This is a genomic window from Luteibacter yeojuensis (assembly GCF_000964085.1).
Classification (GTDB): domain Bacteria; phylum Pseudomonadota; class Gammaproteobacteria; order Xanthomonadales; family Rhodanobacteraceae; genus Luteibacter; species Luteibacter yeojuensis_A.
Genome location: NZ_JZRB01000006.1, coordinates 19,173 through 39,591, shown reverse-complemented (window position 1 = coordinate 39,591; position 20,419 = coordinate 19,173). Strand labels below are relative to the sequence as shown.

Below are 20,419 nucleotides of genomic sequence, written 5' to 3'. Positions count from 1 at the left end.
TTCCGGGTGCTCATGCGGCCTCCGCCTTGGTCTGGATGGCGTCCAGGACAGCGCGGGTCACGGCATGCGTGGTGGCCGTGCCGCCCAGGTCGCGGGTGAGGTTGGCGTGCTCGAGTACATCGTCCACCGCGGCTTCCACCACGTCGGCCTCGGCCGCGAGGCCCAGCGAGTGGCGCAGCAGCATGGCGGCGGAGAGGATGGTGCCCAGCGGGTTCGCGGCCGACTGGCCCGCGATATCCGGCGCCGAACCGTGGATGGGCTCGTAGATGCCCGCGCCCGGCCCGCCGATGGAGGCCGATGGCGACAGGCCCAGCGAGCCGGCCAGCACCGAGGCTTCATCGGTGAGGATGTCGCCGAACATGTTCTCGGTGACGATCACGTCGTAGTCGGCGGGGTGGGTCAGCAGGTGCATGGCCATGGAATCCACCAGCTGGTGTTCCAGGGCCACGTCGGGGTAATCGGCGGCGACACGCGTGGCCACCGAGCGCCACAGGCGCGAGGTTTCCAGCACGTTGGCCTTGTCCACCGAGGTGACCTTCCCGCGCCGCGCGCGGGCCAGCTCGAAGGCATGGCGCACGACGCGTTCCACTTCCTCCACGCTGTAGCGGCACTCATCGGTGGCGTCGCTGTCGCTGCGCGTCTTCGCGCCGAAGTAGATGCCACCGGTGAGTTCGCGGATGAAAACCAGATCGACACCCTTGGTGCGTTCCGGCTTCAGCGGCGACAGGGCGGCGGTGCGCGGGTGCAGCTTCAGCGGGCGCACGTTGGCGAAGACACCCAGCATCTTGCGCATGGCCAGCAAGCCTTGCTCTGGGCGCACCTTGGCGGCAGGGTCGCTCCACTTCGGGCCGCCGACGGCGCCGAGCAGGATGGCGTCGCAGGCGAGCAACGCATCGCGGGTCGGCTGCGGCAGCGGGTCGCCGAAGCGGTCGATGGCGTCGCCACCGATGGCGTGCTCGGTGAAGGTAAAGGCGTGGCCGAAGCGATCGGCGACGGCACGCAGTACCGCGACGCCCGCGGACGCCACCTCCGGGCCGATGCCGTCACCCGGCAGCACGACGATGTGGGCCTTCTTCATGCGGCTTTCTCCAGGCGTTGTTCATAGGCCCCGATGGCGTCGTCCTGCTGCAGCAGGAAGCCCATCTGGTCCACGCCGTTCAGCAGGCAATGGCGGGCAAAGGGTTCGAGGTCGAAGTGGATGCTGCCGCCGTCGGGCAGGCGAATGCTGCTGGTGGCGATGTCGATGCGCAGTTCCACGCCAGGGTTATCCAGCAGCCAGCGGTGTTCGGCATCGGAGAGCACGATGGCCAGCAGGCCGTTCTTCAACGCGTTGCCGCGGAAAATGTCGGCGATCTCGTTGGAGATGACGGCCTGGATGCCGTAATCCAGCAGCGCCCACGGTGCGTGCTCGCGCGAGGAACCGCAGCCGAAGTTGCGCCCGGCGACGAGGATCGCGCAGCCCTTCGCCTGCGGCTGGTTCAGCGGGAACGCCGGGTCGTCGCTGCCGTCGGCCGCGTAGCGCCAGTCCTCGAAGCAGTGCTTGCCGAGGCCGGTGCGCTCCGTGGTGGTGAGGAAGCGGGCGGGGATGATGCGGTCGGTATCGATGTTCTCGTCGCGCAGCACGGCGGTGCGCGAGTGCACATAGGTCAATGGCTGGCTCATGCGGCGGCCTCCTGGTTGAGGTAGTCGCGGGGATCGGCCACGCGGCCGGCGACGGCCGATGCCGCGGCGACGAGCGGGCTGGCGAGCACCGTGCGTGCGCCCTTGCCCTGGCGGCCTTCGAAGTTGCGGTTGCTGGTGGCGACCACGAGCTGGCCCGGCTGGGCCATGTCGCCGTTCATCGCGATGCACATGGAGCAGCCGGGCTGGCGCCACTCGGCACCGGCCGCGATGAACACCTCATGCAGGCCTTCGCGCTCGGCATCGCGGCGCACCTGCTCCGAGCCCGGCACCACCAGCATGCGCACCCCCTCGGCGACGCGGCGGCCACGCAGGATGTCGGCGGCGGCACGCAGGTCGCTCAGGCGCCCGTTGGTGCAGCTGCCGATGAAGACGACATCGACCGTCTCGCCCGCGATGGGTTTGCCGGCCGTGACCTTCATGTAGTCGAGCGCGCGCTGCTCCAGCGCATCGGCCGCGGCCGGCACCGGCGCGTGGATGGGCACGACCATGCCAGGGTGCGTGCCGTAGGTGACCGACGGCTGGATGGCCGAGGCGTCGATGCGCACTTCGCGATCGTAGGTGGCGCCTTCATCGGTGGTGAGGGTGCGCCACGTGGCCACGGCCGCGTCCCACGCTTCGCCCTTCGGCGCGCGCTCGCGACCTTCCAGCCACGCGAACGTCTTCTCGTCCGGTGCGATGAGGCCGGCGCGGGCACCGGCTTCGATCGACATGTTGCACACCGTCATGCGCTCTTCCATCGACAGCGCGCGGACGGCGTCGCCGGTGTACTCCAGCACGTGGCCGGTGCCGCCACCGATGCCGATCTTCCCGATGATGTGCAGGATCAGGTCCTTCGCGGTGACACCCGGCTGCAACTGGCCATCGACGTGGATGGCGAACGACCGGGGCTTGCGTTGCAGCAGGCACTGCGTGGCCAGCACGTGGCCGACCTCGGTGGTGCCGATGCCGAACGCCAGCGCGCCGAACGCGCCGTGCGTGGCGGTGTGGCTATCGCCGCACACGATGGTCATACCCGGGTGGGTCGCGCCCACTTCCGGGCCCGCCACGTGCACCACCCCGCGGTGCGGGCTGTCCCAGCCCATCAGGTCGATGCCGAACTCGGCGACGTTGGCTTCGAGTTTCGCCACCTGCGCCTCGGCTTCCTTCGTGAAGTAAGGGCGCTTGCCGTCGGCACCGGCCGGCAGCGTCGGCGTGGAATGGTCCAGCGTGGCCAGCGTGCGGTCGGGGCGGCGCACCTTCAGGCCGCGGGCGCGCAGCTCGTCGAAGGCCTGCGGCGAGGTCACCTCGTGCACCATGTGCAGGTCGATGTAGAGCACGCCGGGCGTGCTCTCCGTTTCGGCCTTTACCTGATGGGCATCCCACAGCTTGTCGAACAGGGTGCGCGCGCTCATGCGGCGACCCTCCCGGCGGCGGCTTCTTCCACCGGCGACAGCCAGCCCCAGCGGTCTTCGGTGCGGCCGTCGAACAGGCCGAAGAACGCATCCTGCAGCGCGCGGGTGACCGGGCCGGGGCGGCCGCTGCCGACCGGCTTGCGGTCGACGGAGCGCACGGCGGTCACTTCGGCGGCGGTGCCGGTCATGAACACTTCGTCGGCGAAATACAGCATCTCGCGTGGCAGCGATTGCTCGACCACCTCGTAGCCCAGGTCCTTCGCCAGGGTGACGACGGAATCGCGGGTGATGCCGCACAGGATCGACGCGGCGGCGGGTGGCGTGTAGATGACGCCCTTGCGCACCACGAACAGGTTCTCGCCGGCGCCTTCGCTCAGCAGGCCGTCGGTGCCCAGCGCGATGCCCTCGGCGTAGCCGCCGTTGATGGCCTCGCGCGCGATGAGCTGGCTGTTGAGGTAGTTGCCACCGGCCTTCGCTCCGCTGGGGAAGGTATTGGGCGCGGCGCGGTTCCACGACGAGACGCAAACATCCACGCCCTTCTCGATGGCGTCGGCGCCGTGGTACGCGCCCCAGGGCAGCGCGATGATCGCCACGTCCACCGCGGTATCCAGCGACGGCGCCAGGCTGAAGGTGAAGCCGCTACGGAACACGATGGGTCGCACGTACGCGGATTGCAGGCCGTTCGCCACGATCACTTCGCGGCAGGCGCGGTTGATGGTGGCGGCGTCGTACGGCATCACCAGGTCGTACACGCGCGCGGAGTGGAACAGGCGCTCGGTGTGCTCTTCCAGGCGGAAGTAGCGCGGGCCGTCCGGCGTGCTGTATACGCGGATGCCTTCGAACACGGAGGAGCCGTAGTGCAGCGCATGCGCGCCGACGTGGCAGGTGGCTTCGGCCCAGGCCTTGGTGCGGCCGTTGTGCCAGAGATGGGTCGGGGCTTCCATGGATCCTCCTTCAGGACTGGACCGCGACGGCGGCGGTCTCGTTAGCGGCCTCGAACGCGCCCATCAGCGCGACGAGGTCGTCATTGGTGACCGAGCGCTGGCGGTCGGCGACCACCTTGAAGCGCTCGAAGACGGTATCCAGCGTGGCTTCGTCGAGCTCGTACTCGAGCTCGGCCAGGCGCTGGCGCAGGGCGTGGCGGCCCGAATGCTTGCCCAGCACCAGCGAGGTCTTCGCGCCGACATCGTGCGGGCTCATGATTTCGTAGGTGCCGCGGTGCTTGAGCATGCCGTGCTGGTGGATGCCCGATTCGTGGGCGAACGCGTTGTCGCCCACGATGGCCTTGTTGCGCGGCACGGCCTGGCCGGTCACTTCGGCCAGCAGGCGCGAGGTGGGGTAGAGCTGCTGCGTGACGATGCCGGTATCGAGCTTGAACAGCGGCCGGCGCGTGTGCAGCGCCATGACGATTTCTTCCAGCGCGGCGTTGCCCGCGCGCTCGCCGATGCCGTTGATGGTGCACTCCACCTGGCGCGCGCCGGCGCCGATGGCGGCCAGGCTGTTCGCCACGGCCATGCCGAGGTCGTCGTGGCAGTGCGCCGAGAACATGACCTTCTCCGCCCCGCGCACGTGCTTGCGCAGGTACTGGAACATCTCGGTGATCTCGGCGGGGGTGGTGTAGCCGACGGTGTCGGGGGCGTTCAGCACGGTGGCACCGGCTTCCACGGCGACCGAGAAGATCTCGGCGAGGTACTCCGGCTCGGTGCGCAGCGCGTCTTCGGCGGAGAATTCAACTTCGTGTGCGAGGGCCTTTGCCCGGAGGATCGCCGTCACGGCGATGTCGATCACTTCCTGCTTGCTCTTGCCCAGCTTGTGTTCCCGGTGCAGCGGTGATGTCGACAGGAACAGGTGGATCCGCGAGTGCCTGGCGCCTTCCAGGGCCCTGCCCGCCGCATCGATATCGCCGGGTTGGCATCGGGCCAGCGCGGCGACCGTGGGCGTTTTCAGCGTCCTCGCGATCTCGGCCACGGCGGCGAAATCGTCGGGCGAGGCCTGGGGGAACCCGGCCTCGATGATGTCGACGCCCAGTTCCTCCAGGGCATGCGCCATGCGCAGCTTCGCCCGCCGGTCCATGGAGAAACCGGGGGCCTGCTCGCCATCGCGCAACGTGGTGTCGAAGATGCGCACGCGGCCTACGTCGCTCTCGACGTCGCCGTTTGCCTTACCCTGGTGTGCTGGATTCATGTCTGGCTCCGCTCGTGGGTCGAGGCGGGCCGGGCAATAAAAAACCCCGCATCCGTGTCCGGAGGCGGGGTTCTTCAGGAGTCTTCAGGTTTCTTTCTTATTTCACCTGGACACTTGCCCTTAGCCCGCACCTCCGCAGGTAATAAGTACAAGGTTAATAAGAAGGAGGCCGCCGCCGAGACGCAGCTTGCCGTCGACCTTGGTAAGTCGATTCAGGGCAAAGCGGCCATGGGTGGTGCGCTGCGTCATGTCGTTGAACCTACGTCACTCGTTTGACGGGTGTCAACAGTTTCCGTTGAAAGAATTTTCTTGGAAGCGTTTGGACGGCTAGACATCCGGGGCGTGGTTTGGTCGCCGCGGTGGCATGGGAATGCGGGTTGCGGGGAAGTGGTATGCACGCCTGAAGGGCCGCGGTTTCCGATTCCTAGGACCGCGTGATCCACGTCAATTTCCCTGCTTATTGTAGGAGCCCACCCTGTGGGCGACAGCTTCTCGCCAAGCGCCCGGCAAAAAGATGTCGCCCACAGGGTGGGCTCCTACAGGTGCATCATCACGCCGCCGCAGCATCCGGCTGCGCCGCCATCCGCTTCAGCGCGTTCCGGTCCACCTTGCCCAGGCTGCCCGTGGGCAGGGTGGCCAGCACGTGGATACGCGCGGGGACGTAGACGCGGGAGAGGCCCTGGAGCACGTGCTCGCGGAGGGTGTCCACGTCGATGGTGCTGCCGGCCTGGGCCACCACGAAGGCCACGGCCACCTCGCCGAGGTCGGCGTCGGCCGTGCCGACCACGCAGCACTCCTTCACCGTGGGGTGCTTCTCGAGCTGGTTTTCGATCAGGCCGGGGGAAAGGTTCTCGCCGCCGCGGATGATCACGTCCTTGATGCGGCCGGTGATGGTGACGTAGCCCTCGTCGTCGAAGCGGCCCAGGTCGCCGGTGCGCAGCCAGCCGTCGACGATGGGGGATTCCACCTCGGCGCCGATGTAGCCCTGCATCAGCACGGGGCCGCGGATGCGGATCTCGCCATCCTGCCCCGGGGCCACGCGTTCGGTGCCACCGGGCTGGAACAGGGCCAGCTCCTGGCCGTCGAGCACGGTGCCGATGCTGCCCACCTTGCGCTTGTGCGGCGGGTTCATCGTGCTGGTGCAGGTGGCCTCGGAGAGGCCGTAGGAGACCACGAGCGGCACGCCGAAGGCCTCTTCGATGGCCTCGTGCAGCGCCGGCGTGATGGGCGCGGAGCCGCAGCGCAGGAAGCGCAGGGATGGGAAGCGCTCGCCCGGCGCCAGCTTCGACAGCACGCGCGAGTACATGGTGGGCACGCCGGTCACGTACGTGGGCTGGTAGTGGCGCAGGCACTCGACGATGTCGTCTGCGCGGAAGCGTTCCACCAGCGCGATCTCGGCACCGGCCAGCAGCGGCACCACCAGCTGGTTGTTGATGCCGTTGGTGTGGTGCAGCGGCATGATGTGCAGCAGGCGGTCAGCTGGCGTCACGCCGGTGTGTTGGGCCACGCCATGCGCGTTGGCGAGCAGGTTGCCGTGCGACAGCAGCACGCACTTCGGCAGGCCGGTGCTGCCGGAGGTGAACAACAGCAGGGCGCGGTCGCCTTCGCCCAGCACCGGCGGCGTGAACGGCACCGACGAGGCCAGGCTGGCCAGCGGCACCGCGCGGGCGCCGATGGCACCCAGCGCTTCGCCGCAGCCGGCCTGCTGCTCCTCGTCGTCGCAGGCCAGCAGGCGCATGCCCACGGCCTGCATGCGCGAGGCAAGTTCCTCGGGCGAGATGCGCGCCTCCATCACCGTGGGGCACAGCCCGGCACGCATGGCGCCGAAGAACGCCGCGACGCATTCGATGGTCTTGGCGGAGGCGATGCCGACGAAATCGCCACGGCCCAGGCCAGCCTGGCTGAAGCCGGAGGCGTACGCGTCGATGCGGTCGGCGAACTCGGCGTAGCCCACCGCGCGGTCGCCGACGAGGAAGGCGCGGCGGCCCAGCGCCGCATGCGCGCGCAGCGCCTCCTGCAGGGCCGATGACAACGAGCCGCCGTTCATGCGGCCGCCTCGGGGCGAAGCCGCACGCCCGCGTCACGTTCGAAGGTGCCGGTGGGGTCGAGGGAGCGCAGCGCCTCGCGCTCGCGCTGGGTCGGCGGTTCCGCCGGGGCGGCGCCCTCGGCATCGAAGGTGAAAGCCGTGCGGGCACGCACTTCGTCGAGCGAACTCTCCGGGTGCCACGACTGCAGCGCCAGGCGGCCATCGCGCTTGATGAAGACGGCGATGGGCGTCACCACGCCGGCCATGCCGCCGGCGGCGGTGAGGAAGTCGAGCTTCTCCACCATCGTGCGGCGCGAGTGCTCGGTGCGCCAGGTCACGGCGCGGCGCGCCGTCGGCAGCATCACCGCGCCGCCGCCACCGCCGGGCAGGCGCACCTTGGGGTTATGCCAGTCGCCGATGCTGGAGACATTCGTCTGGCCCAGGCCATCGACCTGCGCGGCGCCGAGGAAGCAAAGGTCCATCTCGCCACGCGTGCAGAGGTCGTAGAAATCCTCGTTGGAGAAGATCGAGCGCGATCCCTCCGCCAGCACGGGATCCGAGCTTGAGATGGGAATGGACGACGGCTGCGGGTCGACGCCGCCCGCCACGTTGATATAGGTGAACTCGAAATCGTACGCACGCTTGGCCAGCAGGCAGGCGAGCATCGGCAGCGTGGAGTTCACGCCGCTGAAGGTCACCTCGTGCGGGCGCACGAAGCGGGCGAGGTTCGTCACGATGAACGAGAAGGGCGACCAGGCCTCACGCATGGGCGGCCTCCTGGGCTTCCGGGGCGGCGGCAAGGTGGGCGGCGAGCACGTCGGCGCCTTCGGGCAGGTAGGCTTCCACGGCGGGGTAGTCCACTTCGTAATGCGGCCAGCACGAGCCCGGCCACGCGCCGTTGGGCACGATGGCGACGGCATCGACCAGGAAATGCGGGATCAGCGTCAGCTCGGGCTGGCGCGCGAACGATTCGCTGCTGGCGACGCGCTCGGCGATCACCAGCACGCGCTTCGCGGAGCGCGACATGATGCGGTCCCAGTGCGAGGTGCCGAACACGCGCACATCGCCCTCGGGGCTCACTTCGTTGGCGTGGATGACGGCGAAATCCGGCGTGATCTTCGGGATGACATACACGGCCTCGCCCGTGCCATACGGGTCGTCCACCTTCTGCCAGCCGTTGAGCTCGGGCAGCGCGGAGCCATGCAGGCCGCCGCAAGGCTGGAACGGCACGCCGAAGGCGGAAGCGCGCAGGCCGGCGGTGAGACTGGCGCACGCATGCTCTTCCAGTTCGATCTCCTTCTTCTCCACCGCCTTGCGGTAGTAGGGAGCGAGGCCGAAGTTGCCTTCCATCGCCACGATGCCGGCGCGCGTGCGGCGCACGCAGCCCGCGCGGCACAGGATATCGATGTCATAGCCCGGGCTTTGCTTGATGATTTCCAGGTCGCGCTTGCCCTGGCGGATCAGCTCACGGACGAAGGCGAACGGGCCACGGTGCAGGAAGCTGCCACCGAGGGCGAGGGAGCTGCCGCTGGCGACAAGCGATGTCAGTTCGCCGAGCGGGATGATCTTGGACGTGCTCACGGGTGTCCTCCGGTAACTTATTTGCCCAGCGCTTCGCGGTAGGCACGCAGGCGGCCCTGCAGGCCGGGGCGTGCGGCGGAAGCGACGAGTTCGGCCATGTCGGCCGCGCGGGTATCGGTGTGGGTGACGCGGAACAGGCGCGCGGTGGCGTCCTCGCCCAGGCCGTGGCGGGCGGTATCGGCGCGCTCGCGCTCGGCGGCCCAGCCGGCTTCATCGGCCAGCGCGGTGACGAAGCCACGCGCTTTCGCCTCGGTGCCATCGAACGTGATGCCCTCCTGCAGCACCTGGCGGGCCCAGCTCTCGCCCACCAGGCCAGCGAAGCGGCGGCTGCCGAGCACGAGGCCGAAGCCCAGGCCCGGCATGCGGAACGACGCGCCGGGCGTGGCCACGCGGCGGTTGCACACGGCGAACAGGTCCACGCCGGCGCCGAAGTTGCGGCCCTGCGCGTAGGCCAGCGTGTCGTAGCGTGCATGGAACACGCGCTGCAGCAGCTGTTCGATGCGGACGAAGCGCAGCACGAGGTCGCCTTCGCTTTGCGCGTCGTAGCCACCGAAGTCGAAGCCGGCAGACAGGTTCTTGCCCTCGCCGCGGAACACGACGAGGCGCGTGCCGTCGGTATCGGCGGTATCGAGCTCCGCGTGCAGTGCGTCGACCAGCGAGGCCGAGAGCGCGTTCATCTTTTCAGGGCGGTTGAGCGTCAGTTCGAGCACGCCATCGCCGCGGTGGACGAGCAACTCACCCATGGCTGGCCTCCGCCACGGCCGGTGCTTCGCCGAAGATTTCCGCGTTGTGCTCGCCCAGCGCGGGCGGGCGGCGGTAGATCGGCTGGCCCTGGCCGTCGAAGCGCAGCGGCGAGGCGAAGGTGCGGGTGACCACGCCCGAGGGCAATTCAAGCGGCTGCACCCAGCCCATGAAGTCGACCTGTTCATCGGCAAGCGCATCGCTGTAGCTGTTGATGGGCGCGCAAGGGACGCCCGCCTGGCGGAACATGGCCAGCACCTGCGCTACCGAAAGCGTCTCGAATACTGATTCGAAAATCTGCTTCAGCTCCGCCTGGTGCTGCGCCCGCAAAGCGGTGGAACCGAAGCGTTCGAGGCCGGCAAGCTCTTCGCGGCCGATCGCGGCGGCGGCGGAACGGAACAGCGCGTTGTTGCCCGCGGCCATGGCCACGTAGCCGTCGGCCACCTTGAACGCCTGGTACGGCGCATTGCGCGGGTGCGCGGAGCCCAGCTTCACCGGGTCGATGCCGCTGCCGAAATACTGGCTGGTCTGCAGCGCGCCCACCGCCAGCGACGCGCCGAACATCGAGGCATCGATGTGCGTGCCCTTGCCGTGCTCGCCCACGTCGCGCAGCGCGCTGGCGACGGCGAACGCCGCGTACAGGCCGGTGGCGAAATCCGATAGCGGCACGCCGCACTTCACGGGCGCACCGCCTTCCTCGCCGGTGACGCTCATCACGCCGGCCATGGCCTGGATGGTGAGGTCGAACCCGGCTTCGCGCGCACGTGGGCCCTCCTGCCCGAACGCCGAGATGGAGCAGTACACCAGCGCGGGGTTGATCGCCGAGAGCGTGGCGAAATCCAGCCCCAGGCGCGCCATGACGCCGGGGCGGTTGTTCTCGATGACCACGTCGGCCCCGGCGGCCAGCTCGCGGGCGCGGGCGTTGTCGCCCGGGTCTTTCAGGTCGAGCGCCACCGAGCGCTTGTTGCGGTTCACCGAGGCGAAGTTCTCGCTGAAGCCCTCGCTGATCGGGGGCCACGCGCGCATGCTGTCGCCGCCCTCCGGGTGTTCCACCTTGATGACGTCGGCGCCCATGTCGGCCAGCAACATGGCGCAGAAGGGGCCTGCGGCCACGCTGCAGAACTCGACGACTCGAATGCCTTTCAACGGCTGCACGTGCGGTACTCCTTAGGTAAGTTCAGGCGGCGGCGACCGGCGGGTAGCCGGGCTGCGAATAACCGAGCGAGCGGGACAGGCCGAGCGCGGCCTCCATCACCAGCTGGCTGTATTTGCGGACGCTGGCCGGGCGCAGGCGCTCGACCGGGCCGGACATGCCGATGGCGGCCACGGGCATGCCGTGCATGTCGAAGACGATGGCGGCGACGCCACCCACGCCCTCGCGCCACTCGCCGCGGTTCACGGCGAAGCCCTGGCGGCGCACGCGGGTGAGCTCTTCCAGCAGCGCATCGCGCGAGGCGATGGAGCGCAGCGTGGGCGAGGGCAGGCGTGCCGGCAGCTCCTGCAGCAGGGCTTCGCCCTGCCAGGCCAGCAGCGCCTTGCCCGAGGCGACGCAATGCGCCGGCGCGCGGCCACCGATGGTCGAATACGCGCGCACCGGCTGCGGCGACTCGATCTTGTTGAGGTAGATCACATCCGTGCCCTCGAGGATCGCGAGGTGGATGGTCTCCTTCGTGAGCCGCGCCAGCTGCTGCATGAACGGGTCGGCCAGCTGGCGCACGTCGATGCGCGCCACCACGCCGCTGGCCATCTCGAACAGCTTCAGCGTGCACTCGTAGGTGCCGGCCGCGCTGCCTGGCCGCACGTAGCCCGCGGCGGTGAGCGTCTGCAGCGTGCGGTGCACGTTGCTCTTGGTGAGCTCGAGCTCGCGGGCCAGTTCGCTGACCCCGCGGGCGCCGCGCGAGCGGGCCACGGCTTCGAGCACGTTCAGGCCTTTCAAAAGGGTGGTATCCATCGTTCCAATATCCAAAACGGTGTTCCAAATAACCGTAAACCCGTTCGGAAATCGTCGTCAAGCGATGTTGCGGCGCATCAAAATAAGTAGGCGAATCAACGTATTAGCATATGGAACGGGCCGAAAATACCTGTTGACGCCCTCTCGGCGTGTCTGCTTGACTGTTTTACATCACGGTACAGCGTCTCACCATGTGGAACGCGCTAAAGCCGTGTCATCCTGCAATCGTCTCGGGGAGAGAACGGCATGGCACAGGTGCAAGAAGGCGGCTCGAAGTTCGGCCGCGTGTTCAAGGTAGTGAGCGGCAACTTCCTTGAGATGTTCGATTTCATGGTCTATGGCTTCTACGCCTCGGCCATCGCCCACGCGATCTTCCCGAACGCGAGTGGGTACGTGTCGCTGATGATGTCGCTGATGACCTTCGGCGTCGGCTTCCTGATGCGCCCCGTGGGCGCGATCGTGCTGGGTGCGTATATCGACCGCCACGGCCGCCGCAAGGGCCTCATCGCCAGCCTCGCCATCATGTCGGTGGGCGTGCTGATCATCGCCTTCACGCCCGACTACAAGACCATCGGCATGGCCGCGCCGCTGCTGGTGCTCGTGGGCCGACTGTTGCAGGGCTTCTCGGCCGGCGCGGAATCCGGCGGCGTCTCGGTGTACCTCGCCGAGATCGCGCCGCCCGGCAAGCGTGGCCTTTACGTGGCGTGGCAGTCGGCCAGCCAGCAGGTGGCCGTGATCTTTGCGGCCATCCTCGGCGTGGTGCTGCGCTTCACCCTGAGCGAAGACCAGATCATGGCCTGGGGCTGGCGCATCCCGTTCATCATCGGCTCGCTCATCGTGCCGCTGCTGTTCTACATCCGCCGCACGCTGCAGGAGACCGAGGCGTTCGAAAAGCGCGCCGCCACGCACGCGCCGACCCTTCGCGAGATCTACGCGGGCCTGCTCGCCAACTGGAAGCTCGTGTTGAACGCGGTGCTGCTGGTGACGCTCACCAGCGTCATGTTCTACCTCATCACCGCCTACACGCCCACGTATGGCAAGGAGGTGCTGAACCTCACCGCGCGCGATGCGTTCGTGGTCACGGTGTGCGTGGGCATCTCGAACTTCATCTTCGTGCCGCTGATGGGCGCTGTGTCCGATCGCATCGGCCGCGTGCGCACGCTCACCATCTTCTCGCTGGCCGTGGCCATCTCGGCTTACCCGGCCATGGCGTGGCTGGTCGCCGAGCCGTCGTTCGGCCGCATGCTGGCGGTGCTGCTGTGGCTGTCTTTCCTCTACGGTGGGTACCAGGGCGTGATGGTGGTGAGCCTCACGGAAATGATGCCGGCGCATGTCCGCGCCAGCGGCTTCAGCGTGGCGTATAGCCTCGCGCAGGCCATCTTCGGCGGGTTCACGCCGGCGGTCAGCACCTACCTGATCCACAGCACGGGCGACAAGGCCATGCCGGGCGCGTGGCTTGCCGCCTCCGCCATCGCCAGCTTCTTCGGCGTGTGGATGCTCCATCGCAGTGGCGCCCCGGTGGGCAAGGGCACGCGGGATGTGGCGGCCAACGCGCCTGCCGCGAAGCACGATACCGTCGCGCGGGTGGCCCACTGATGCGCCGCCGACTGCTCGCGGCCGCGACGCTGGCCTGCGTCGTGGCGGGTGCCCACGCGGACGATTTCTTCCGCGATGCCAAGGTCGACGGCGAAGTGCGCCTCTATCGCTTCGACCGCAACTACGACAACCCAACCAGCAAGGATCAGTTCTCGAACTCGCTGACGGGCCTGCTCACGGTGCGCAGCGGCCAGGTGAACGGCTTCAGCGCGGTGGCGACGGGGTTCTCCGCCCATTCGTTCGGCACCCAGTCGCACGATACCGGGCGCATCGACGCGTCGCTGATGGGGCCGGGCAACACCATCGACGGTTTCACCCAGGCTTACGTGGAATACGCGAACCCGTGGCTGACGGTGCGTGCCGGCGACCAGTACCTCAACACGCCGTGGATGGGCCAGTCCGATTCGCGCGTGGTGCCGGCGTCGTACCAGGGCGCCATGCTCGACTTCAAGCCGGCGAAGGGCTGGGATATCTACGCCATCCGCACGCTGCGCTGGAAAAGCCGCACGTCGGATGCGTACAACGACGATAACGTCTACTACCCGTCCACGTACCACGGCGACACCATGTACGGTAACAACGGCTCGCTGCCCTCGTCGGCGCGCTCGCAGGATGGCACCACCGCCGTGGGCAGCACCTATGCGGGCCATGGGCTGAAGGCGCAGGCGTGGTATTACGACTTCGAGCACTTCGGCCACCTGGGTTACGTCGATGGCATGTACACCATCGACACCGGCACGGTGCTGAAGCCCTTCGTTGGCGCCCAGCTGGTTCGTGAAACAACCGGTTCCGGCAACGTCATCGTCGACACGCACACGAAGATCACCGGCGTGGCCGGCCAGCGCGTGGATGCCTCGGCCTGGGGCGTCGACGCGGGCGTGGGCATCGGCCAGGCGAAGTTCGACGTGGCGTACAACAAGCTCGACAGCGACCGCAACGCCGTGGGCGCGGGCGCCATCATCTCGCCTTACACCAACACCTACGCCACCGACCCGCTTTACACCACCTCCATGCTGCGCGGCCTGGTGGAACAGGGGCCGGGGCATGCGTGGAAGGCGAAGGCGCAGTACGCCCTGTTCCGCGGCGACCTGACGCTTATCGCCTCGTACGCGCACTACGACACCTTGCTCCGCGGCACCAGCCACGATGTCTACGTCGACATCGTGTGGAAGCTCGACAAGCTGCTGAAGGGTTTGCAGCTGCGCAACCGCTGGGAGCACACGGTGGGCGGCAAGAACAACTTGAACCCGGGCAACATGCCGTGGACCAACAACCGGTTGATGCTTAGTTACAAGTTCTGAGAAGCATCGCGCGCAAGCGCGCTCCCACAGAAGGGTGGCCAGGCGCTGGCTTCGGCACTCTGTGGGAGCGCGCTTGCGCGCGATACGCCTACCACTCGCGCAGCCAGTCGGCGAACACACGCCCATCCGCCGCCAACGGCTCGGCATACGCCTCGCGCGCCAGCATCGCCGCCAATGCCTCAGGCACCTCGACCACACGCCCGATCAGCGGTTCGACCACGCTATCGAACTTCGCCGGGTGGGCCGTGGCCGCCAGGGTCCACGCACGCGGGTCGCCGCCCAGGCGGCGCTGCTCGAACACCCGCATGGCCGTGGCGGTGTGCGGGCAGAACACTTCGCCGTCATTGGCGGCATGCCGGCGGATGACGTCGCGGATCGTCGCGTCGTCCACGGCATGGGCACTGCCCTCGAGCCGCGCGGCGTCTTCACCGCCGAACAAATGGGCCAGCCGCTCGAAGTTGCTGGGCGCGCCCACGTCCATCGCGTTGGCGATGGTGGCGACGGCGTCGCGCGCGCGGTAGGGCTGCCCGGCGAAAAACTCCGGCAGCGTATCGTTCGCGTTGCAGGCGAACACCACCTCGCCGATGGGCAGGCCAATGGCGCGTGCCCACAGGCAGGCCACGGCGTTGCCGAGGTTGCCCGTGGGCACGATGACGTTCATGGGGCCCTCGCCCGCATGCAGCGCCGCGTGCCCGAAATAGGCCATCTGCGGCAGCAGGCGGCCGAGGCTGATGCTGTTGGCGGACGAAAGCGGCACATCGGCCTGCAGGGACGGGTCGCCCAGCGCGCCTTTCACCAGCCGCTGGCAATCGTCGAAGCTGCCTTCCACGCGCAGGGCGCGCACGTTGCCGCCGAAGCTGCCGAGCTGGTGGGCCTGGCGCGGCGATACGCGGTTATCGGGGTAGAGGATGGCGACGCGCACGCCGGGCAAGCCGTGGAACGCGGCGCCCACCGCGGCGCCGGTATCGCCCGAGGTGGCCACGAGGATGGTGAGCGGCGCGCCCTCGGCGGCACGCAGGCGCGAGATGCAGGCGGCGAGGAAGCGCGCGCCGAAATCCTTGAACGCCGCCGTGGGGCCGTGGAACAGCTCGAGCACGTGCGCGCCGGCGATGCGCAGCTCGCGCCGCGGCGCCGGGTGCGCGAAGGCGTCGGCGCAGATCGCGTCGAGTTCGGGCGCGAGCGCGTCGCCGGCGAAGAACGGCTCCAGCATCGCCGCCGCAGTGCCCGCGAGGTAACCCCCGGTGGCCAGCCGGCCGACCCGGGGCATCGCTTCGGGTACGTAGAGGCCACCATCGGGCGCGAGGCCTGCGGCGATGGCCGACGAAAGGGATACCGGCGCGGCACCGCCGCGCGTGCTCACGTAGCGCATCGTCACAGCACCCGCGCCGCGGGGCCGTCGATGGGTGCCACCAGCGCGTCGCTCGCATGCCCCGCCGCGCGGAACGCGGCCTGCATGTCGTGGGCGGCGGCGACCGCATCCGCACGGCCCTCGAACCAGCCGAACACGCTGGGGCCGGCGCCGGAGATGCTGGCGCCGAACGCGCCATGGTCCATGGCGGCCTGCTTCACGGCATGGAAGCCGGGGATGAGCGGGGCGCGGCGCGGTTCCACCAGCACATCGCTCAGGCCCTCGCGCACCAGCGCGGCCTCGCCCCGGTAGCAACCCGCCAGCACCAGCGCGAGGTTGGCGCTCTGCGCCACGAACTCGCCGATGGCGTAGGCCCCGACCAGCGCGGCGCGCGCCTTGCGGGTTTCCAGCACCACGTGCGGGTGGACGAGGGCGCAGTGCCATTCGGCGGGGACCGGGATCTTCACCAGGCGGCGGTCGGTGGCCAGCACCAGGCCGCCCATGAGCATCGGGCCCAGGTTGTCGCCGTGGCGGCTGCCGCTGGCCACCACTTCGCCGTCCATGGCGAACGGGTACAGCGCCTCGCGGGGCAACGGCGCGTCGAGCAGGGCGTTGGCGGCCACCACGGCGGCGACGCACGAGGCGGCGGAGCCGCCCATGCCCGAGCCCAGCGCGATGCCCTTGTGCAGCGTCAGTTCAAAGCCGAACGGCAGGTCGAGGGCGCGCAGCATGGAAAGCAGCGCGGCGCCCGCGGTGTTGTCTTCGGCCTTCAGCGGCAGGTCGGTGACCACGCCGTGGATGGCGGCGATGCGCACGGTGCGCTCGGGGATGCGGCGCACTTCGGCGCGGTCGCCGGCGCCCTCCACGCAATGGCCGAGGATGTCGAAGCCGATGCCGACGTTGCCGACGCTGGCGTAGGCCTCGGCGATGGCGACATCGGCGCGGGCGAGGGGCGAGGTGTCTTCTTTCAGCATGCGCATCGTTTTACTCCCATGGCGCCGGCCACGCGCAGCAGGTCGGTGAAGACCGCCGCCGCGGTGACCTCGGGGCCGGCACCCGGCCCCTGGACAACCAGGGCATTGTCGCAGTAACGGCGCGTCGCGAAACGCACCACGTTATCGGTGAGCTGGCCATGGGCGAACGCATGGCCGCCGTCGAGCACCTGCACGCCGACCGAGGCCCCGGCGTTGTCGAGGCGGGCCACGTGGCGCAGCACGCCGCCTTCCGCCCGTGCCCTGGCCAGGAGGGCCGCCATCGGGGCGTCCATGGCAGGCAGGGCTTCCATGAAGTCGTCGCGGCCCAGGCCTTCGAGTTCCCGGGGGACAAGGCTTTCCACGGCCACGTCGCCGAGCGAGAGGCCCACGCCGGCCTCGCGGGCCAGGATCACCAGCTTGCGGGCCACGTCCATGCCGGAAAGGTCGTCGCGCGGATCGGGCTCGGTGTAGCCCAGCGCGTGGGCTTCGCGGACCAGGGCCGAGAACGGCCGTGACCCGTCGAAGCGGTTGAACAGCCACGCCAGCGTGCCGGAGAGCATGCCCTCGACGGCGAGCAGTTCGTCGCCGGTGTCGATCAGGTCGCGGAGCGTCTGCACCACGGGCAGGCCGGCGCCCACCGTGCCCTCGTAGTGCAGGCGGGCACCGCTGGCGTCGGAGGCCCGGGCGATGGCTTTCCAGCGGTCGAGGCAGCCGCTGGCGGCGCGTTTGTTGGGGGTCACCACGTGGATGCCGGCACCCAGCCAGCCCGCGTAGTGGTCGGCGACGCTGTCGCTGGCCGTACAGTCCGCCAGCACGGCGGCCGAACCATGGTGGCCCGCGACGTAGGCCGCGAACTCGTCCAGCACGACGGGGCGCCAGGTTTGGGCGCCGCCCACGCGGCCGTTCAGGGCCTCGTCGTCGCAGTCGAGCCACATGTGCCGGCTATCGCTGACGGCGCGCAGGCGCAGCTCGAGGTGGCACTCGCGGAGCAGCCGGGGCGCCGCCTGCTGCATCTGGCGCAGGAACGCGGCGCCGACCTTGCCGGGGCCGATGACCCCGACGTTGACGACAAGCGGCTGCACCGCGGCCCGCACGGGCGCGGCGCGTAAGGGGGAGCGTGGGTAGGCAAGGGCGAGTGACACGGTGAAGCCTCCGGTATGAGGCCCGTCACGTCTCGCAGGTGGGGAGTTCGGCTGTGGATCCCGGCGCCGGTCCCGTCCTGCGGGAGGTCGGGGCCGGCAGCGACATGGAACCTAGGCGCGCACGGACTCCGATCCTCCGACCGTAGTGGTCGTGGTGGTGGTCGTAGTCGCGGTGGTAATGGACGCAGGCGCGCAGGCCACGAGGGTGGCCCGGGTAAAAGGCAGCGCTGGCGCGTTGGGATGCATGGCCCGACGTTAGGCCCGCGTCAAGGCGCCTGTCAAGCGCCCCGAAGGCCTATGCCTGGGGTGGCTGCATCCTTGGGGGTGTCTCTCTGTCTCTCTGTGGGAGCGCGCTTGCGCGCGATGGGGGCTTGCGGCGCGTCCATCGCGCGCAAGCGCGCTCCCACAACTTAAGCAAACACCCTAGGGGTTACTTCCTGGAGAGGTCCAGCGCGTACACCGCCGTGCCGTCGCCGTTGTCCTTCACCTCGGTGACGTGCAGGCCCAGCTGCTTCGCGACATCTTCCTTGCCGGATGCGCCGGTGAAGGTCACGGGGCCTTTCACCTTCACGGGCACGAAGCGCCACGAGCGCTTGTCGAGCAGCTTCGGGGTGATGGTCTTGTGGGCTTCAACCCACTTGATGACCACCTCGCGGTTGCCGTCCGGCGCGCTGAGCACCACCGAATCGCCATTCATGCCGGGGAACTCGCCGCCGCCGTTCGCGCGGTAGCTGTTCGTCACCATGATGAAGGCCTGGCCCTGCTTCACCGGCTTGCCTTTGAAGCGGAGGTTGCCGATGCGCTGGCCTTCCGGCTTCGTGACATCGATGGTGTAGGTGACACCGCCCTGCACCTGGTCGAAGTTGTAACCCGGCATCTTGCCGATCAGCGGCTGCTCGCCATCCTTCGACGGGTCGACCTGGTTGAAGCGGGTGGCGGATTTCTCCAGCCACGCCTTGAGGCCCGCGCCATCGATCTTCACCGCGGCCAGCGTGTTCGGGTAGAAATACAGGTCGGCCGCGTTGCGGATGCTCATCGGGCCCCTGGGCACGTCGGTGTAATCATCCGGGCCGCCGAAACCGGTGCGGAAGGCCGAGGCCGACGAGATCACCGGCACGTCCTTCAGGTCGGGGCGCGAGCGCGAGAGCTCGTCGCGTGCATAGTCGATCTGCGCCGCGTTGACGACCGAGAGCGCTGTCATGTTGCCTTCGTCGGCGAAGTAACTGGTGAGCGGCAGGTCGGTCGCGCCGATGGGCGTGTTGACGTAGGCGATGGCGGCGTCGTGCGCATCCTTGACGATGGGCGCGATGGCCGGGTCGGCGTCCACGCACTGGCCCTTCTTCTGGCAGATGGGGCGCACTTCGCTGTGGCTCTTGTCCTTCTCGACCACCCAGCGGCCACCCTCGCGCTTCATGGTGAGGTTGATGACGCCAAGATCCTTGCCGAAGAACCCACCCATCACCGCGGGCACGCCGCGGACGATGCCGCGCTTAGCGTCCACGTCCTTCATGCCCTCGTAGCGCGGCCCCGGGAACTCGGTGTGCGAATGGCCGAGCAGCAGCGCGTCGATGCCCGGCACGCCGGCGAGGTACCAGCCACCGTTTTCCATCTGCGGCGTGTACGGCGCGGTGTTGAGGCCGCCGTGCAGGATGGCAACGACGAGATCGGGGTGTTGCGCCTGGATCTCGGGCATGTACTTCTGCGCGGCCTCGACCACGCCCGCCACGGTGACCTTGCCCTGCAGGTTGCGCTTGTCCCAGTCGAGGATGGGCGGCGGGGTGAAGCCGATGATGGCGATGCGCACGTCGGTCGGCACATCCTTGCCGGCCGCGTTCTTCGCGTTCACGGTCTTGGTGACGATGGTCCACGGCTTGAAGATGGGCTGGCCGTCGCGCGCGCTGTAGACGTTCGACAGCACCAGCGGGAACTTCGGGCCGGCGCATGCCCTGGCGTTCACGCCGTCGACGTTCATCGCGGTGTTGGTCACCTGCGCCAGGAACGGCAGGCCGTAGTTGAATTCGTGGTTGCCGGCGGTGCCGCCGTCGTAGCCCACGCTGTCCATGGCCTTGTAGATGGCCAGCTCGGTATCGCAGCCCACCGGCTTCACCAGCGCCTGGTAATCGGCCAGCACGCTGCCCTGGATCGTGTCGCCGCTATCGAACAGCACCGTGTTCGGGAACTGCTGGCGCGCCTGGCGGATAAGCGTGGCCACGCGCTCGTAGCCGAACGACGCATCGTCCTTCTGCTTGTAGTAGTCGTACGAAAGGATGTTCGCGTGCACGTCGGTGGTCTCGAGGATGGCGAGGTCGAGCGTGGCGCCATCGGCGAGGGTGGCCGGCTTGCCGGGTTTGCCGGCGGGCGTGCTGGCGCACGCGGCGAGCAGGGCGGCCGAAAGTGAGGCCAGCGCGAAGGGCTTGAACATGGTGGTGTCCGGGTTATCGGTGGATCTGGGAGGGGCAACCTAGCAGAAAGCGACGACAACCGCCCCCTCGTCGTAGGAG

17 protein-coding genes and 1 pseudogene are annotated in these 20,419 nt (G+C 68.7%); 2 read left to right on the top strand and 16 right to left on the bottom strand.

What is annotated here, in order from left to right:
- Positions 1-10: 10 nt before the first annotated feature.
- The 12 genes and pseudogenes from leuB to VI08_RS03635 form a co-directional block, all read right to left on the bottom strand.
- Positions 11-1,078, bottom strand: coding sequence for a 3-isopropylmalate dehydrogenase (gene leuB, locus VI08_RS03685; protein WP_045828198.1), 1,068 nt, complete (start codon positions 1,076-1,078; stop codon positions 11-13).
- On the bottom strand, positions 1,075-1,662 hold the full coding sequence (gene leuD / locus VI08_RS03680) for a 3-isopropylmalate dehydratase small subunit (RefSeq protein ID WP_045828197.1): 588 nt from the start codon (positions 1,660-1,662) through the stop codon (positions 1,075-1,077). The genes leuB and leuD overlap by 4 nt, the downstream gene beginning before the upstream one ends.
- On the bottom strand, positions 1,659-3,074 hold the full coding sequence (leuC, locus tag VI08_RS03675) for a 3-isopropylmalate dehydratase large subunit (protein WP_045828196.1): 1,416 nt from the start codon (positions 3,072-3,074) through the stop codon (positions 1,659-1,661). The genes leuD and leuC overlap by 4 nt, the downstream gene beginning before the upstream one ends.
- Positions 3,071-4,018 carry a branched-chain amino acid transaminase gene (locus VI08_RS03670; RefSeq protein WP_045828195.1) on the bottom strand — a complete coding sequence of 316 codons (948 nt, stop codon included), beginning with the start codon at positions 4,016-4,018 and terminating at the stop codon, positions 3,071-3,073. The genes leuC and VI08_RS03670 overlap by 4 nt, the downstream gene beginning before the upstream one ends.
- A 64-nt stretch (positions 4,019-4,082) precedes the next feature.
- Positions 4,083-5,258, bottom strand: a pseudogene (locus VI08_RS03665) (2-isopropylmalate synthase); the annotation flags it as partial.
- Positions 5,259-5,378: 120 nt separating this feature from the next.
- Positions 5,379-5,507, bottom strand: coding sequence for a hypothetical protein (locus VI08_RS22335; RefSeq protein ID WP_269745821.1), 129 nt, complete (start codon positions 5,505-5,507; stop codon positions 5,379-5,381).
- Between the two features lie 301 nt (positions 5,508-5,808).
- Positions 5,809-7,305 carry a class I adenylate-forming enzyme family protein gene (locus VI08_RS03660; protein ID WP_045828194.1) on the bottom strand — a complete coding sequence of 499 codons (1,497 nt, stop codon included), beginning with the start codon at positions 7,303-7,305 and terminating at the stop codon, positions 5,809-5,811.
- Entirely contained in the window at positions 7,302-8,051 is a 750-nt protein-coding gene (locus VI08_RS03655; protein ID WP_045828193.1) for a CoA-transferase subunit beta, read from the bottom strand. Before VI08_RS03655 ends, VI08_RS03660 begins: the two co-directional genes overlap by 4 nt.
- Positions 8,044-8,865 (bottom strand): CoA transferase subunit A, encoded by an 822-nt coding sequence (locus VI08_RS03650; protein WP_045828192.1) that lies wholly within the window; start codon positions 8,863-8,865, stop codon positions 8,044-8,046. The genes VI08_RS03655 and VI08_RS03650 overlap by 8 nt, the downstream gene beginning before the upstream one ends.
- 17 nt (positions 8,866-8,882) lie before the next feature.
- A complete protein-coding gene (locus VI08_RS03645) occupies positions 8,883-9,608 on the bottom strand; it encodes an enoyl-CoA hydratase/isomerase family protein (protein WP_045828191.1) in 726 nt (241 codons plus the stop codon).
- On the bottom strand, positions 9,601-10,761 hold the full coding sequence (locus VI08_RS03640; RefSeq protein ID WP_045828190.1) for a CaiB/BaiF CoA transferase family protein: 1,161 nt from the start codon (positions 10,759-10,761) through the stop codon (positions 9,601-9,603). Before VI08_RS03640 ends, VI08_RS03645 begins: the two co-directional genes overlap by 8 nt.
- A 22-nt stretch (positions 10,762-10,783) precedes the next feature.
- Complete coding sequence (locus VI08_RS03635) at positions 10,784-11,557, bottom strand: IclR family transcriptional regulator (protein ID WP_045828189.1); 774 nt, start codon at positions 11,555-11,557, stop codon at positions 10,784-10,786.
- Between the two features lie 246 nt (positions 11,558-11,803).
- Here VI08_RS03635 and VI08_RS03630 point away from each other — a divergent pair, with 246 nt between their 5' ends.
- Together VI08_RS03630 and VI08_RS03625 are read left to right on the top strand one after the other, a co-directional pair.
- Complete coding sequence (locus tag VI08_RS03630; RefSeq protein ID WP_045828188.1) at positions 11,804-13,153, top strand: MFS transporter; 1,350 nt, start codon at positions 11,804-11,806, stop codon at positions 13,151-13,153.
- A complete protein-coding gene (locus tag VI08_RS03625) occupies positions 13,153-14,454 on the top strand; it encodes an OprD family outer membrane porin (RefSeq protein ID WP_052697673.1) in 1,302 nt (433 codons plus the stop codon). The genes VI08_RS03630 and VI08_RS03625 overlap by 1 nt, the downstream gene beginning before the upstream one ends.
- An 88-nt stretch (positions 14,455-14,542) precedes the next feature.
- On the opposite strand, the gene thrC is transcribed toward VI08_RS03625, so the two are convergent.
- The 4 genes from thrC to VI08_RS03605 all read right to left on the bottom strand — a co-directional run bounded on the left by thrC (position 14,543) and on the right by VI08_RS03605 (position 20,340).
- On the bottom strand, positions 14,543-15,823 hold the full coding sequence (gene thrC / locus VI08_RS03620; RefSeq protein WP_045828187.1) for a threonine synthase: 1,281 nt from the start codon (positions 15,821-15,823) through the stop codon (positions 14,543-14,545).
- Between the two features lie 2 nt (positions 15,824-15,825).
- Complete coding sequence (locus tag VI08_RS03615) at positions 15,826-16,782, bottom strand: homoserine kinase (protein WP_045828186.1); 957 nt, start codon at positions 16,780-16,782, stop codon at positions 15,826-15,828.
- Positions 16,770-17,918 (bottom strand): homoserine dehydrogenase, encoded by a 1,149-nt coding sequence (locus VI08_RS03610; RefSeq protein ID WP_052697672.1) that lies wholly within the window; start codon positions 17,916-17,918, stop codon positions 16,770-16,772. Before VI08_RS03610 ends, VI08_RS03615 begins: the two co-directional genes overlap by 13 nt.
- A gap of 430 nt (positions 17,919-18,348) precedes the next feature.
- Positions 18,349-20,340: a bifunctional 2',3'-cyclic-nucleotide 2'-phosphodiesterase/3'-nucleotidase gene (locus VI08_RS03605; protein WP_045828184.1), complete on the bottom strand. Its 1,992-nt coding sequence runs from the start codon at positions 20,338-20,340 to the stop codon at positions 18,349-18,351.
- Positions 20,341-20,419 lie beyond the last annotated feature (79 nt).

Coding starts and splice junctions, on each gene's coding strand:
- leuB (WP_045828198.1), bottom strand. CDS start 1,078: ATGAAGAAGGCCCACATCGTCGTGCTGCCGGGTGACGGCATCGGCCCG.
- leuD (WP_045828197.1), bottom strand. CDS start 1,662: ATGAGCCAGCCATTGACCTATGTGCACTCGCGCACCGCCGTGCTGCGC.
- leuC (WP_045828196.1), bottom strand. CDS start 3,074: ATGAGCGCGCGCACCCTGTTCGACAAGCTGTGGGATGCCCATCAGGTA.
- VI08_RS03670 (WP_045828195.1), bottom strand. CDS start 4,018: ATGGAAGCCCCGACCCATCTCTGGCACAACGGCCGCACCAAGGCCTGG.
- VI08_RS22335 (WP_269745821.1), bottom strand. CDS start 5,507: ATGACGCAGCGCACCACCCATGGCCGCTTTGCCCTGAATCGACTTACC.
- VI08_RS03660 (WP_045828194.1), bottom strand. CDS start 7,305: ATGAACGGCGGCTCGTTGTCATCGGCCCTGCAGGAGGCGCTGCGCGCG.
- VI08_RS03655 (WP_045828193.1), bottom strand. CDS start 8,051: ATGCGTGAGGCCTGGTCGCCCTTCTCGTTCATCGTGACGAACCTCGCC.
- VI08_RS03645 (WP_045828191.1), bottom strand. CDS start 9,608: ATGGGTGAGTTGCTCGTCCACCGCGGCGATGGCGTGCTCGAACTGACG.
- VI08_RS03635 (WP_045828189.1), bottom strand. CDS start 11,557: ATGGATACCACCCTTTTGAAAGGCCTGAACGTGCTCGAAGCCGTGGCC.
- VI08_RS03630 (WP_045828188.1), top strand. CDS start 11,804: ATGGCACAGGTGCAAGAAGGCGGCTCGAAGTTCGGCCGCGTGTTCAAG.
- VI08_RS03625 (WP_052697673.1), top strand. CDS start 13,153: ATGCGCCGCCGACTGCTCGCGGCCGCGACGCTGGCCTGCGTCGTGGCG.
- thrC (WP_045828187.1), bottom strand. CDS start 15,823: ATGCGCTACGTGAGCACGCGCGGCGGTGCCGCGCCGGTATCCCTTTCG.
- VI08_RS03615 (WP_045828186.1), bottom strand. CDS start 16,782: ATGCGCATGCTGAAAGAAGACACCTCGCCCCTCGCCCGCGCCGATGTC.
- VI08_RS03605 (WP_045828184.1), bottom strand. CDS start 20,340: ATGTTCAAGCCCTTCGCGCTGGCCTCACTTTCGGCCGCCCTGCTCGCC.